This window comes from Frankia alni ACN14a, assembly GCF_000058485.1.
Lineage (GTDB): Bacteria > Actinomycetota > Actinomycetes > Frankiales > Frankiaceae > Frankia > Frankia alni.
This window is the reverse complement of the sequence record NC_008278.1, coordinates 3,965,737-3,979,210: the sequence shown is the minus strand read 5'-3', so window position 1 is coordinate 3,979,210 and position 13,474 is coordinate 3,965,737. Positions and strand designations below refer to the sequence as shown.

The following is a 13,474-nucleotide window of genomic DNA, read 5'->3' as shown; positions in this document are numbered from 1 at the left end:
TTATTTGTAGTGTGATCCGGTATGACCGTCTGTGCGCGACCGGTCGACAATCCGCCCGTTGCGGCCATCGTCGCGATGACGGATCCGGCGGCGGCCGACCGGATCCGGGCCGGCACCTACGCCTATGACGGCGAACAGGTCAGCTCCGGCTGGCACGTCCACGACCTCGACCAGATCGAGTACGCCTGGCAGGGCACCGTCGAGGTCGAGACCGCCGCCACCCACCACCTGCTCCCACCGCGGCACGCCCTGTGGATCCCGGCGGGCCTGGCCCACCGCACGACCCTGCACCGGGTCCGCACGGTGTCGGTGTTCCTGGACCCGCAGATGATGGGCCTCGCCCCCGACCGCGCCCGGATCCTGGCCGCGGCGGCCCCGATCCGCGAGATGATCCTGCACGCGGTGCGCTGGCCGATCGGCCGCCGCGGCGGTGACCCGCTCGCCGACACCTTCTTCACCGCCCTGTCCGGTCTGCTCGTCGAAGGACTCGACAACGCCACCCCGCTGTGCCTGCCGACCAGCAGCGACCCGATCGTCGCCGCGGCCATGCGCCACGCCGAGGGCCACCCGCAGGTCGCCACCATCGGCGCGGTGTGCCGGGCGGTGGGCGTCTCCGAACGCACCCTGCGCCGGCGGTTCGTCGCCTCCACCGGACTGACCTGGCGCGAGTACCTGCTGCACAGCCGGATGGCCCGGGCGGCGGCGCTGCTGAGCGAACCCGGGCCCACCGTGCTCGACATCGCGATCGCCGTCGGGTTCGACAGCGCCAGCGCCTTCACCCGTGCCTTCCGTCAGCACACCGGCGACACCCCGACCGCCTACCGCCGGCGGGTGACGCCGGCGCCGGGGCCGGGCTGAGGGTCCCGGCCGACGACACGTACCTGCGGGAAGGCCCGGCTCGGCGCGTCGAGCAGCGGCTGCGCCCGCCCGCACAGCCACCGTTCGACGAACGCCCCGACGTAGGCGCGGGTGATCGCCAACGCCTGCCGTCCGGTCAGCGCCCCCGCCGGCGCCGGCGCCGGGGGCACCGCGGCGGGCAACGGGATCTGGTCGGCGAGGACGGGATCGTCGGTGAAGCTGAAGTGGTCGGCGCCGTCGACGTCGAGCCACAGCCGCGGCGGGCCCAGGTGCGCCCACGCCTGCGCCCAGGTCGGATCGTCGTCCTCCTGCGCTGCGCCGTCTGCCTTCACCGCGCCGCCTCCCCGCGAGGCGCCGTCTCCGGCTGCCGCGGCGGGGTTCTTCGCCGCGCCGTCCCCTGCCGCCGGGGTGGCGCCGGGGTGGTCCGCTGTCGCGCCGAACAGCAGAAACGCCCGCCCGCCGAACCCGCCGGCGCCGAGCGGTTCACCGAGGGTGCCGTCCAGGTCGACCCCGGCGCGCACCCGCCGGTCGTGCAGCAGCAGCGACGCCGCCGCCGACCCGCCGAGGGAGTGCCCGACCGCGGCGACGCGCGCCGGGTCGATGACGGCCGCGTCGCGCCACGCCGGGTGCGCCCCGGTGAGGCTGTCCAGGACGAAGGACAGGTCGGCGGCGCGCCCGCGGCTCGCGGCGGCGAAGTCGGCGTCGGTGCGCATCCGGTCGCACGCCACGCAGGTCAGCGTGCGCCCGCCGGGGAACACCGTGGCGACCGACTCGTAGGCGTGGTCGACGGTCGCGGCGACCAGACCGCGGCTGGCGAGGTCCTCGGCGAGCCCGGTCAGCGAGCGGCGCCCCACCCCCAGGCCCGGGGACAGCAGCACCAGCGGCCGGCGTCCGGGCAGCGGGAGCGCCCCGGCACGGCTGGCGATGCGCGTGTCGGCCAGCGCCTGCACGGGCAGGGCGTCGGCCAGGCCGAGTGCGGCCAGGTAGGCGCGGATCTCCTCGGCCGTGGCGTAGCGGGCCGGGGTGCCGGTGGCGGGCCGCGCCGGGTAGTAGATGTCGACCATCAGCTCGCGGGCGACGGTGGGCACCCACGGGTCGCGCCGGTGCTGGTCGACCAGGTGCAGCGTGTCCCGGCCGACCGCGAGAGGCCCGGTGGGCCGGGGCAGGGCCAGCGCCGCCACCGTCCCCGGGCCCTGCGTGGGCGACAGGGCCGGTGGGGCCGGCGGGGGGCCGGCCGCCGCGGCAGTGCCGGCGACGGGGAGCAGTAGAGTCGCTACGGCGAGACACGCCGCGCGGAAGATTTCCCTCACTACTCGCACTCTAGGTGGTGCACTGGTCGCCCACCGTGCACCCCGGGTAGTCCGCCTGGCGACACCCGGCGGCGAGGGGTCCACTGATGGCCGTCTCCCACGACACGAGGTGCGCTCGACGGCCGCCGAACGCCTTCTCCGACTCTCGCGGGCCGCCGCGGGGGCCAGGAAGGCCGGGCGGAGGCTGGTAGCGGCAGGGCACCCCTCGCACGGGCCGCACGGGCCTTCGAGCGCGGGCCTTCGAGGCGCCGTGCTAGCCGGGGGCGCGGCCCCAGGCGATGGCCGTGGCGAAGGACAGGTCGAAGAACGCCGGGTCCGCGAGGGCGGCCAGGGCCTCGTCGAGGGTGTCGTCGTCGGCGAGGCCCAGCTCGCGGATGTGCGGGCGCAGCCGGGTCAGGGTCAGCGCCCAGCACTGGGCGGAGGCACCCGCACCGCCCGTGGTCGGCAGGTGCACGCTCACCCCGACGTCGACCAGACCGCGGGCCTGCAGCGGGGCGGGAAACCCGCGCGCCCAGGCGGAGTCGGTGCCGATGGTCCTCGCCAGCGCCTCGTCGATGCTGTGCATGGCCCGGCGGAACGCCGGGTGCGGTGAGGAGTCGAGGGGGAACTTCACGATCGACTCGACGACGAGGACGCCGCCGGGTTGCAGCCAGTCCCGCAGGCGGTCCAGGACGTACTCGCGGTCGGGAAGGTGTTCCAGGACGAACCGGGCGTGGATGAGGTCGAACGGTCCGCCCGCGGGTGCGGGGTCGCGGGTGACGTCGTGACGCAGGACCGTCAGGTCCGGGCCGGCGAGGACGTCGAGGTGGCGGATGTCGACGTCGGTGGCGACCACATGGCCGGCCCCGGTGACGCGGTCGGCGAGCCAGGCCGCGATCGAGCCCCCGCCGGCGCCCACCTCCAGGCATCGCCAGCCGACGCCGACGCCGCGTTCGTCCAGGACGCGGATCGTCGTCGGGTCGCAGACCGCGGCCATGGCGGCCAGGCGGGCACGTTCGGTGTCGGTCGGGCCGCCGAGCACGTCGTCGGCGTAGCGCCGCGGCGGGGGCGCGGTGTCGGTCATCGCCGCGCCCCCGCCGCTGCCCTCGCGCGTACCGCCGCGTCTGCGGGCCGGGGCGCACAGGCGCGATCGGGTCGGGTGTCGTCGGGTCGGGTGTCGTCGGGTCGGGTGTCGTCGGGTCGGGGACGCGCGCGACGGCACGGGTCGCACCGGTCGAAGGAGCTCACGGGGAGAAACTCTGCCGCAACGCAGCGCGTCAGGGGCGGGTTCCGGCCCGGATCACCGGGTCGGCGTCGGGTCAGCGTCAGCATGGGGTCATTTCTTCAGGATCGGCTCCTGCAGTTCGGTGACCCACCGCTCGGGGGCGTGCGGGGGGCAGGCGAGGTAGAGCTCGCGGGGGTAGCCGACGGCCTGGTAGCCGTGGGCGTCGATCCACGCGGCCAGGGCCTGACCGCAGGGAGCCACCTCGTCCATCGACCCGCGGTGGACGAGGGTGGCCGCGGCGGGAACCTCGGGCAGGTCCACGAACGTGAGGTCCGGGTGGGAGTCGGGCCCGGCCGCGACCGGCAGGGCCGCGTGGACGCTGATCGTGCCGGCACCCTGGGCGGCGTCGGTGTAGTAGGCGACGGCGGGTCCGGTCGGCGTCACCCCGGCGCGGGCCAGCCGGTCGACCAGGTCGTCGAACAGGGCGCTGACGACCGGTCCGACGTCCTCGGGGGCGTAGCTGGCGGCGGTGGCGACCAGTTCCGCGACCCGGACCGCGGTCAGGCGCTTGATGAGAACGTCGTCGGTGGGCATGTGTCCCTCGCCTTCGATCGCGCGGAGCCTCGCGTGCACCCGGGCCAGCCGTGCGGTGTCGGCCGCGATCGTGGCGGCGAGCTCGGCCTGGCGCAGTCGCAGCATGCCGCGCAGTTCGGCGACGCCCACCTGCTCGTCGAGGATCGCCCGCACCTGCACCAGGGTGAGACCGAGGTCCTTCAGGGCGATGATCCGGTTGAGCCTGGCGAGCTGGTCGGCCCGGTAGAAGCGGTAGCCGCTGACCGGGTCGACGTGGGCGGGCCGCAGCAGTCCGATCGCGTCGTAGTGCCGCAGCATGCGGACCGACACGAGCCCGCGGCGGGCGAAGGCTCCGATGTTCAACATGACACCCACCGGTCTACGGCCTGCCACCGTGTCAGGGTCAACCGTCGGCGACCGCAACCCCTGGACGACGCGAGCGCCGACCGGACGCCGAGGGCCGTCGCGGCGAGGAGTCCGCCGGGGCCGGCCGGCGGGTCTATCTTGCGACGGGACACCACCAGCGCAGCGGGACCACCAGCGCAGCGGGACCACCAGCGCATCGGGAGCACCAACGCATCGGGAGCAGGGCATGGGCCTCATCCACGTCGAGCTGTTCGCAACCCTCGATCTTGTCGGGCAGGCGCCCGGCGGCCCGCAGGAGGATCCGGTGGGGTTCCCGTTCGGCGGCTGGCAGGCGCCCCTGCTGGACGAGGTCAGCGGGGCGCAGGTCGCTGCCGCGTACGAGGGCACGGACGCCCTCCTGCTCGGCCGACGGACGTATGACATCTTCGCCGCCTACTGGCCGCAGCAGGAGGGCGGCGAGGACAACGAGATCGCCACACTGTTCAACGACGTCCCGAAGTACGTGGCTTCGCGTGGCAGGCCCACCCTGTCGTGGGCCGGGTCCACGCAGCTCGGCCCGGATCTGGCCGGCGCGGTGCGCGAGATCCGTGACCGGCACGAGCAGGTGAAGGTCGTCGGGAGCCTGAACCTGGTGCAGACCCTCCTGCGCGAGAAGCTCTTCGACCGTCTCGACCTGTGGCTGCACCCGGTCGTGCTCGGCGTGGGCAAGAAGGTGTTCGACGGTGGCGCGGTGCCCACGAACCTCACCCTCCTCGAACCGCCGGTGGCCAGTCCGAAGGGCATCGTGTTCCTGCGCTACGGGCTTGCCGACGGCACGCCCGCCACGGGAGACATGACCGCCCCCGATCGCGGTGTCGGGCGCGACGACTGACGCCGACTGACGCCGCCCGCGCCGGGTGGGCCTGCGCGCTCACACGCCGCCGGGGTCCGCCCGGGTGGCGGCCAGCGCGAGCAGGTTCGGGACGGGATGGTCGCCATCGTCCTCGGCGGTCTCCCGCAGGACGAGCCCGGCGCCCGTCAGCGCGTTGAGCAGCACCGGCAGGGGGACGTTGACCACCCCGACACGGGAGCGGATCCCGTCGCCGAGCAGCGGGTGTTCGGCGACGCGCCGGTGGTCGCGGTAGCCGGGATGGACGGTGCAGCAGCCGTGGTCGTCGCGTTCGACGAAGACGCCGCCGAAGCACGGGTGCGCGGCGACGACCACCAGGCGTCCACCCGGGCGCAGCACCCGGTGGGCTTCGGTGAACATCGGTTGCAGGTCGTCGACGTCGGTGGTGGTCATGATCGTGGCGACGGCGTCGAGGGACCGGTCGGCGAGCGGGAGCCCCTCGGCGCCGGCGACGACGGCGCTGAGGCCCCGGCGGCGGGCGAGGTCGACCTGGCGCGCGGAGACGTCGACGCCGATCACCCGCCAGCCCAGGGCGCCGAGCGCGGGGGCGTGCGCCCCGCCGCCGCAGCCGAGGTCGAGGCAGAGCCGGCCGCGGCCGGGACCGAGCAGCCGGGCCAGCAGACGGTCGGCCGATCGGGCGACCGGTTGGCCCGCTCCCCCGGTCACGAAACCGTCATACCAGTCGGCGAAGTCGTCGTAACGGGCTCGCATGCGACCACTCGACCATGCAGTGTGGTGCCCTGTCATCGCGTTTTCGTGGCGGTCGGTCGCGCAGCTCGTCCCGGTCGGCCCCGGTCGGCTCCGGTCGGCCCCGGTCGGTCATGCCCGCGCCCGCCGCCCCGCCGCGGCCGGTCACCCGCCGAGGGCGGTGAACGCGCCGTCGCGCAGCACGGGAACGACCGCGTCGGCGTCGAGCTGCGCGGCGCTGGCGACGTCGTCGTCCCAGCCCAGCGCCAGCAGCTCCCGTCCGGACACGGACGCGCGCAGCTCGTCGTGCAGCTCGGGTTCGGCCGCACGGAAGGCGGCCAGGGCGGCGCGCGCCTCCGGGGAGAGCCGTGCTCGGGGCAGGGCGCCCGCCTCGACGGTGCGGGCGATGATCGCACCGGCGCCGAGCAGGTCCTCGACGGCGGGACGCAGCGGACCGCGGTGCTCGCGTCCGTCCGGGTCCGGCCACCGTTCGCCGGCGGCGATCACCACGACGCTCCGGCCGGCGGCGAGGTCGGCCGCGAGCACGGTGCCCACCGCCGCCGCGTTGCGCAGGCAGCCGGCGACGGGGGCCGCGCCGCTGTCGGCCACCGCAGCCGACAGCGTGGCGCCGTTGGGTGAGGGCAACACGAGGCGCGTGCCCGCCGGGATGCGGGCGAGGGCAGCCGGTGACAGCGACCACGGGCTGGTCGGATCCTCGCGCCGGCCGGCGAGCACCGCCCCCTGCTGCGCGGCGAGGGACACGGCGGCGGCGTCGCGCCATCGCCACGGCAGCACCTGCGCGCCGCGGCTGACCGCGACGCTGACCGCCGTTGTGAACCGCAGCACGTCGACGATCACGACGGTGTCACTGTCCGGTGCGAGAACGGCCAGGTCCTCCCCACCCCAGCCGAAGCGCACCCGAAACGGCCGCTGCTCGCCCACACCCGTCACGCCCTACTCCTGTCCGCCTGTGTGTGAACCGCTCGCGGTCGTTTGCGGTGGGTGACACGGGTGCGGTGGATGGCGCGGGCGGCCCGGTAGGGGGTTCGACGCCGGGCGACGTCGTGGGGGGCGGGCTCGCCATCGGCAGGCTGTCGACGGTGACGGTCCCGTGCTGGCTGGTGAACGACAGCGTGCCCGGCGCGGCGCCCTGCTGCTGGTGCACGCCGCCGATGCTGTGGTCAAGGGTGTCGTAGACGCGCACGGGCCCGCCGCCGCTCTGCACGGCCAGCCTCCTGAGCTGGGGGAACACCGCGTAGCGGGTGTCGTTCTGGCCGCCGCTCGCGCGGGGCCGCCCCAGCTCGTCCGGCCACCAGATACCCGGTTCGGCCATACCGCGGTTCGCCGGGTGCACCGACCCGGGTTCGCCCGCCGACACCGGACCGGCCGCGGCCGCAGGCGCGTACAGCGGCGTGGCGGCCAGCAGGGCGGCCAGTTCGCTCGCGAGGCCGCTGACCGTCGCCTGCAGGCCGTGGTTGCCCATGTCGCCGATCATGGTCATGCCGCCCGCCATCCACTGCCCGGCGCCGCCGAACTCGGGGTGGGAGAACTGCGCCATGGTGCCGTTGCCCCGCCGGACCGCCTCCAGCAGGGCGTACACGGCGTCGGTGCTCACCGCGTACCTGGCGCAAAGGTCCGCAACCGCCCGCTCGCCCTGGCTGGTCAACGTGCGCATGGTGCCGCCCCAGGCGTCGCCCATAGCCGCAGCGTAGGGACAGAATGACCCCCGCGCCGCAAAGAACAGCCAGATATCCCAGGGCGGCCGGCCATCCGGGAGATCCGACCTCAGGGAAGGTCGCTGTCGCCGCCCAGGTTGGCGATCACGCGCCTCGGAACGTTGAGCGCCGCCACGTACTCGGCCGTCCCGACGCCCTCCTGCATCTGTTCGTACGCGCGTGCGTTGCGTTCCCCTGCCCGGAGCCGACCGGCCTCTCCGGCCTCGGTCAGCGTCAGAGTCCCAGCGTCTTCCGTCATCCATCCGCGGGCGACCAGGTCGTCGAAGACACCGTCGACATCGATCCCGAGGTCATCGAAAGGGCCCAGCCGTTCAGCCAGACGTACGCGGCTGCACATGCCAGGTGTAGCACTTCTGGGAGTACTCCCTGCCAGACCCTGCTTCTGCCCGCCGGCGGCCCGCGGCTGGTGATCCGCGGAAACGGGCGGCCCGCGCGCCGCCGCGCTCGGGCCGCCCGGGTACCCACAGCGCAGGAATCCGCCGCGGCTCACCGCCTGGTGTCGAAAGTTCGCCCGTTCGACGCTGACGGCGGTGAGTCGTCCTACCCGCGACCGGTGTTCCAGGTGCCGCTCTCGCCGCCGCCGCTCCAGGCGCCGCCCTGCGGGCCGCTGTTCCAGGCGCCGGTCTGCCCGCCGCCGCTCCAGGTCCCGCTCTGCTGATCGCTACCCTCCGGAGCACCGGGTGGCCCGGCCTGCGCCGCAGTACCTGCCAGGACGATCGTGAAGACCGCGAATATCAGAACTCCAGGACTCAGCACTCTTCTCATAATCGTCTCCGTCTCTCCTCCACAGTCGTGATGTCGTTCCCGATCGCCCTCCAAGAAAACGGTTCGACGTGCCTTCAGATGCACGCGCTGTGAGGTTTGAAGCAGGGTCCTCTCGGTTCCGCACACTTTGTTGTGGATGCTGGTTTCAGGAAAGCGTTGATTGTCGCCGTCCATACGGGGATTCCAGGACAGTCGGCGAGGTGGCCGGCGTGGACGGCGCCGGTCGCGGGGACGCTCGCCCGGCCGTGAGCGGTCGCTGCGCGACCTCGAGCCGTTGCGCCGCGACCGGGTCGTCTTACTGGTCGCCGCGCGGGATGCGCCGGCCGGCGAGCGGTCGCTGCATCACCCATTCCGGCCGGTCATCGCCAGGGACCGCCTCTGCCACGCTGGTCCGGGTGAACCCGCTGCGCTGGTAGAGCAGGATCGCGTGGAGGTTGCTCGGGTAGACCCTCAACACGGCCTTGTCGGCGCCCGCCCGCTCGGCCCACTCGACCACGGCCGCGACGAGCAGCTCGCCGACCCCGCGGCCGCGGGCCGCCGGCGCCACCCACAGCGATGTCAGCTCGACGGTGTCGACGCCGGTCCGGTCACCGCTGACCATGCCGGCCGGCCGGTCGTCGAGGTCGGCGACGATGTTGACGGCGACCGTCTCGAGTCGCGCTCGCCACCGTCGCTGCGTGTCGCCGGGTCCCTGCCAGTCCGCGAGCGAGGAGCCGAAGGCGTGCGGTGCGTCGGCCAACGCGGCCAGCCTCAACGCGCGCCACACCGGCCAGTCGTCGGCCACCAGCACCCGCAGCCGGGTCAACGGACCCCCCTGACACTGCCGCCCGGCCGGTCCATCCTCAGTTCTGCCATGGCGGATGCCCCTCCCGGCGTCCCGACCGATCCCAGGCGACCCACGACGAACCCCCGCTTTCACCTGGCAGCGCAGTTCGGAGACATTCCCACACGATCGAAGCACAGCCACCGAGACGGCGTCGATGTCGGCCTCGGTGGCCGTGAGGCCCTTCTCCCCACACTCCGCTCCGGCGGGCTTCCTCGCGCCGATGCACGTGGAGGCAGCCGCGCAGGCGCCGCTCAGCGCGACCGCGGCGCTCGCCCCAGGGAGTACACGGACGGCTGTGACGCAGGCACTCAGGGACGCAGGGACGCAGGGACGATTCTCGTCCGACACTCGGCTGGCGGAACTGATGCGACGCCGCTCGCGCGTCGGGAATTCCAGCGGTGGCGGGCAGCTGTCGCAGCGCCAGGCGTCCATCGGCTCGTTCGTGCGAGCGCCGGTCTTCGGCAATGGATGCGCTGTCGATCGGCGGACCACGCGCCACGACAGGGTCAGGCGACGAATAGCACGAGTTTGCCGCGCACGGTCCCCGCCTGACCGACGCGGTGCGCCTGGGCCACCTCGGCCAAGGGGAAAGTTCGGCCGATCTTGACGGAGAATCGCCCTGTTTCGGCCATGCGAGCAACCTGCCCCAGCGCGTAGGTGGCGCGGCCGGTGTCGCCCCGGCTGAAGCGGACGCCGGTCTGCTGCGCGCCGCGGAAGTCAGCGACCGTGATCACGTGCTCGGGTGCGCCCGCGAGCTCGACGAGCTCGGGAAGAACACCGCTGCCAGCGACGTCCAGCGCAACGTCGACGCCTGACGGTGTGATCGCCCGGACTCGTTCGGCCATCCCCTCGCCGTAGGCCACCGGTTCGGCACCGAGCGAACGGAGCGTGTCGTGCGTGCCTGGGCTGCCCACTCCGATGACGCGTGCGCCGCGCTCCACGGCGAGCTGGACAGCGGCACTCCCGACGCTGCCGGATGCCCCGTTGACGAGCACGGTGCTGCCCGCTGTCACGCCGAGCTGGTCGAGGGAGCGTGCTGCGGTCTCGGCTGCGGCGGGGATCGCTGCTGCTCTCACATAGTCAAGCGAGTACGGGATGGGGGCCCAGGGGGACAGCACAGCCAGCTCCGCCTGGGCGGCGCCGTAGGGTGACGCTCCGAAGACCCGGTCGCCCACCGCGACGCCGCAGACATCGTCGCCGATCTCGTCGACGATGCCCGCCGCCTCGTAGCCCAGAGTCTGCGGCAGTTCCTCGTCCATCAGGCCCTGACGCTTCTTCCAGTCGCCGGCGGTGATCCCCGCGGCACGGACCCGGATGCGTATCTCTGCGGCGCGGGGATGCGGGTCGGGCAGATCGACGATCCGAAGGACCTCCGGGCCACCGAACCGGCTGAACTGTACTGCCTTCACGACGCACTCCTTCGACGGAAGGAGTGACGGATCGTCCGATACCGCGTGTGCGCGTGCTCCTGGCCGGCTGTCCGCTCGGCACCCGCAGCACGTTTTTACTCCGATGCATCGGAACCTACGCCACGATCACCCGCGCTGACCGCGCCCGCACGCCGCGAGCGGCCTGCGGGTGGCCTCGGTCCTGACGCCCGATAAGGGGGGGTTATCGGGCGTCAGAATCGGGACACGGCGGGCGTCCCGTATCGTCGTTCCGTTCCGTGGTATAACGATGCTGGTTAACGTTTCATCGTGTGCGATGATACGAAAATGACGGTACGAGAGGGATGAGGATCGCGATGAGTCGGGTGCCCCGCCCCCCCGCGCAGCGCCAGGAGCCGGACGAGCCCGAGGAGCCGTTCCGACCGCCGACCCCCCGCCCGCCCGTCGAACCGCCCGAGCTGCCCGCGTCCGAGGGGGAGCCGGGCGCGCCGCCCGCGGCCACCGAGGCCCCGCAGCTCCCCTCCCCCGCCGGGCCGAGCACCCCGGCCGCGGCCCCCGGCTCGGCGGCCGCGGACATGGCCGCCGTGCACCAGGTGGCCGCGGACCGGGTGGCCGCGGACCGGGTGAGCCGGGACCGTGCCGCCGCGGACACGGCCGCCGCGGACGGTGCGGCCGAGCAGGCGCCGTCACCGGCGTCCGCCGCGGCAGGCGGGGCGCGCTGCGCCTACCCAGGTTGCACGCGCCCGGCCGCCCCCGCCGAGGGCCCCGGGCGCCCGCCGGCCTACTGCGACGATCCGGCGCACAACCGCCTCGCCGCCTACCGCCGCCGCCGCGAGCTGGCCCACCGCCCCGCCGGGACGAACACCCCGGCGACCGGCACCACCCGGCCCGCGCCGATCCCCCGCCCCCTGGCCGCCGGGCGCGCCCGCGCCGAGGAGCTCGCCGGGCAGGTGCAGGCCCTCGCCGGCGAACTGACCTCCACCCTGGAGGCCTTCGGCCGCCAGATGGCGCTGCTCGGCGACATCACCGCCGCGGAGGCGCAGGTCGAGGCCGCCGAGGCCGACGCCGCCGAACGCGTCGCCGAGGCCGTCGCCCGCGCGGTGCGCGCCGAACAGCACGCCCGCGCCGCCACCGCCGCCCGCGCCGAGGCCGACGCGGTCGCCGCCGAGGCCGTCACCGCCCTCGACGACGCCGAAGCGCGCCTGCGCGCCGCCGAGACCGCCCGCGCCGACGCCGTCGAGGAGGCCGCCGCCGCCGTGCGCGCCGCCACCGCCGCCGCCGATGCCGCCCACGCCGACGCCGACACCGCGGTGGCCGCCGCCGACGCCCAGGCCCAGGCCGCCGTCGACGCCGCCCACCGCGACGCCACCGCCCGCATCGCCGAGGCCCACGCCGACGCCGAGGCACGCCTCGCCGAGGCCACCGCCGCCCGCGACCAGGCGCTGGCCGACCTGGCCACCGCGCGCCGCGACGGCGAACGCGACGCCCGCCAGCGCACCGAGCTGCGCGCCGAACGCGACGCGCTGCGCGAGGACATCCGCGCCGAACGCGCCGAAGCGCTGCGCCTGCGCCAGGCCGCCGACGCCGACACCCAACGCCTGCGCGCCGAGGCCACCGCCGACCTCGACCGGCTACGCGCCGAAACGGCCGCGGAGATCACCCGCATCCGCGCGGAGGCGGCCGCCGACGTCGAGCGCGCCCGCGCCGCCGCGGCCGCCGAGACCGAGCGGATCCGCGCCGAGGCCGAGGCCCGCCTGGACACCGAACGGCGCACCGCCGCCGAACGCCTCGCCGTGCTCGGCGAGGCCCGCGCCGAGGCCCGCGCCCGCGCCGAACGCGCCGAACGCCAGGCCGACGACCTCGCCGCCGAACTGCGCGCCCTGCGCACCCCCGGCCCCCGCGGGACCTAGGCCGTCACCGCCGTCACCGCACCCAGCGGCCGGCAGGCTCGGCCCGCACTCTGGACCCGCTGAGCGCCAGAGGTCGTCCGCGGGCGGTAGGGGTACAAGACCTGCGAGAGACGGCCCGGGGAGTTAGAGAAGGTCCTCAAGTCGGGTGGCGACCTGGCGGTAGCGGCTGACCGGAACGAGGTGCACACCGGCGAAGGCGCCACTGTCGCGCAGCCGTAGCACCTGGTCGCAGGCCGCCTCGACCCCGGCCGCCTGGTCCCGTTCGACCGCGTGGACGAGGTCGTCGGGGATGTCGATGTCGGGGATGGTCGCGGCGAGGCGGCGGGCCATCCCGGCGCTCGCGAGGACCATCACGCCGGCGTAGACCGGCAGTTCCACCGGATGGGCGTCGCGCCAGCGCAGCAGGGCGTCCACCGAGTAGCTGACCTGTACGAACAGGAAGTCGGCCGCTCGTTTCCACGCGGGCAGTGGACGTAGGCCGGCCGCGGCGCCGACCCGGAACGCCGGCATGTCCGCGAAGACCGGACCCTCGCTGGCCGCGCGGGCCTCGTCCATCATCGCGCGCACGGTCAGGTCGCTGGTCCGGTTCCCGGCGGTGGGTTTGTCGCCGCGGACGAACAGGAACTCCTCGACGCCGTAGGCCGCGGCGGTGAGCAGGTCGCGGCGGAAGCCGAGCAGGTTACGGTCGCGGGAGTTCACGCAGGCGATGCTGCGTCCCCCCATCGCCTGCACCTCGTGGGCGACGGCGATGCTCGACACGGTCGCTCGTCCGATGTGGTTGTCGGGGATCAGGAACGCGTCGGTGACGGGGCTCAGGACGCCGATCTGGTGGCGGGCGTGGGTCAGGTCCGGCCGGGTCGGCGGCTCGATCTCGCAGATCAGCTCGAAGCCGCGCGCCGGACGCTCGTGACCCGCCGTGGAATCCTGCATCCGGACAGGATAGGACGCCACGATCCACCGAC

The 13,474-nt window shown here is 74.4% G+C and carries 14 protein-coding genes; 3 read left to right on the top strand and 11 right to left on the bottom strand.

All coding sequences use genetic code 11. The features are described from left to right. The first annotated feature begins 21 nt into the window (after positions 1-21). A complete protein-coding gene (locus FRAAL_RS16165; protein ID WP_157892116.1) occupies positions 22-858 on the top strand; it encodes a helix-turn-helix transcriptional regulator in 837 nt (278 codons plus the stop codon). Here the strand turns inward: FRAAL_RS16165 and FRAAL_RS16160 are convergent. The 3 genes from FRAAL_RS16160 to FRAAL_RS16150 all read right to left on the bottom strand — a co-directional run bounded on the left by FRAAL_RS16160 (position 819) and on the right by FRAAL_RS16150 (position 4,311). After that, positions 819-2,168 (bottom strand): alpha/beta hydrolase family protein, encoded by a 1,350-nt coding sequence (locus FRAAL_RS16160; RefSeq protein ID WP_011604838.1) that lies wholly within the window; start codon positions 2,166-2,168, stop codon positions 819-821. The genes FRAAL_RS16165 and FRAAL_RS16160 overlap by 40 nt on opposite strands. A 253-nt stretch (positions 2,169-2,421) precedes the next feature. After that, positions 2,422-3,231: a class I SAM-dependent methyltransferase gene (locus tag FRAAL_RS16155; protein WP_011604836.1), complete on the bottom strand. Its 810-nt coding sequence runs from the start codon at positions 3,229-3,231 to the stop codon at positions 2,422-2,424. Between the two features lie 252 nt (positions 3,232-3,483). Then, a complete protein-coding gene (locus FRAAL_RS16150) occupies positions 3,484-4,311 on the bottom strand; it encodes a MerR family transcriptional regulator (RefSeq protein ID WP_041940612.1) in 828 nt (275 codons plus the stop codon). 226 nt (positions 4,312-4,537) lie between these two features. Here FRAAL_RS16150 and FRAAL_RS16145 point away from each other — a divergent pair, with 226 nt between their 5' ends. Beyond that, positions 4,538-5,182, top strand: coding sequence for a dihydrofolate reductase family protein (locus FRAAL_RS16145; protein ID WP_011604834.1), 645 nt, complete (start codon positions 4,538-4,540; stop codon positions 5,180-5,182). 39 nt (positions 5,183-5,221) lie between these two features. Here FRAAL_RS16145 and FRAAL_RS16140 read toward each other — a convergent pair whose 3' ends face one another. The 7 genes from FRAAL_RS16140 to FRAAL_RS16115 form a co-directional block, all read right to left on the bottom strand. Beyond that, on the bottom strand, positions 5,222-5,911 hold the full coding sequence (locus FRAAL_RS16140) for a class I SAM-dependent methyltransferase (protein WP_041939380.1): 690 nt from the start codon (positions 5,909-5,911) through the stop codon (positions 5,222-5,224). Between the two features lie 141 nt (positions 5,912-6,052). Beyond that, positions 6,053-6,838, bottom strand: a complete 786-nt coding sequence (locus FRAAL_RS16135; RefSeq protein WP_011604832.1) for a 2-phosphosulfolactate phosphatase — start codon at positions 6,836-6,838, stop codon at positions 6,053-6,055. Beyond that, the gene (locus FRAAL_RS16130; RefSeq protein ID WP_231861025.1) at positions 6,753-7,586 is read right to left on the bottom strand and encodes an SHOCT domain-containing protein; all 834 of its coding nucleotides are present in this window, start codon (positions 7,584-7,586) and stop codon (positions 6,753-6,755) included. The genes FRAAL_RS16135 and FRAAL_RS16130 overlap by 86 nt, the downstream gene beginning before the upstream one ends. 86 nt (positions 7,587-7,672) lie before the next feature. Further along, complete coding sequence (locus tag FRAAL_RS30480; protein WP_193790314.1) at positions 7,673-7,960, bottom strand: hypothetical protein; 288 nt, start codon at positions 7,958-7,960, stop codon at positions 7,673-7,675. A 203-nt stretch (positions 7,961-8,163) separates the two neighbouring features. Further along, complete coding sequence (locus FRAAL_RS31735; RefSeq protein ID WP_157892115.1) at positions 8,164-8,388, bottom strand: hypothetical protein; 225 nt, start codon at positions 8,386-8,388, stop codon at positions 8,164-8,166. A 295-nt stretch (positions 8,389-8,683) separates the two neighbouring features. After that, complete coding sequence (locus tag FRAAL_RS16120) at positions 8,684-9,193, bottom strand: GNAT family N-acetyltransferase (RefSeq protein WP_041939379.1); 510 nt, start codon at positions 9,191-9,193, stop codon at positions 8,684-8,686. Between the two features lie 527 nt (positions 9,194-9,720). Next, positions 9,721-10,623 carry an NADP-dependent oxidoreductase gene (locus tag FRAAL_RS16115; protein ID WP_011604827.1) on the bottom strand — a complete coding sequence of 301 codons (903 nt, stop codon included), beginning with the start codon at positions 10,621-10,623 and terminating at the stop codon, positions 9,721-9,723. Between the two features lie 335 nt (positions 10,624-10,958). On the opposite strand from FRAAL_RS16115, the gene FRAAL_RS35855 reads away from it, so the two are divergent. Next, positions 10,959-12,512 carry a hypothetical protein gene (locus FRAAL_RS35855; protein WP_157734145.1) on the top strand — a complete coding sequence of 518 codons (1,554 nt, stop codon included), beginning with the start codon at positions 10,959-10,961 and terminating at the stop codon, positions 12,510-12,512. A 123-nt stretch (positions 12,513-12,635) separates the two neighbouring features. Here the strand turns inward: FRAAL_RS35855 and FRAAL_RS16105 are convergent, their stop codons facing one another. Next, a complete protein-coding gene (locus tag FRAAL_RS16105) occupies positions 12,636-13,442 on the bottom strand; it encodes a methylenetetrahydrofolate reductase (protein WP_041939378.1) in 807 nt (268 codons plus the stop codon). Positions 13,443-13,474 lie beyond the last annotated feature (32 nt).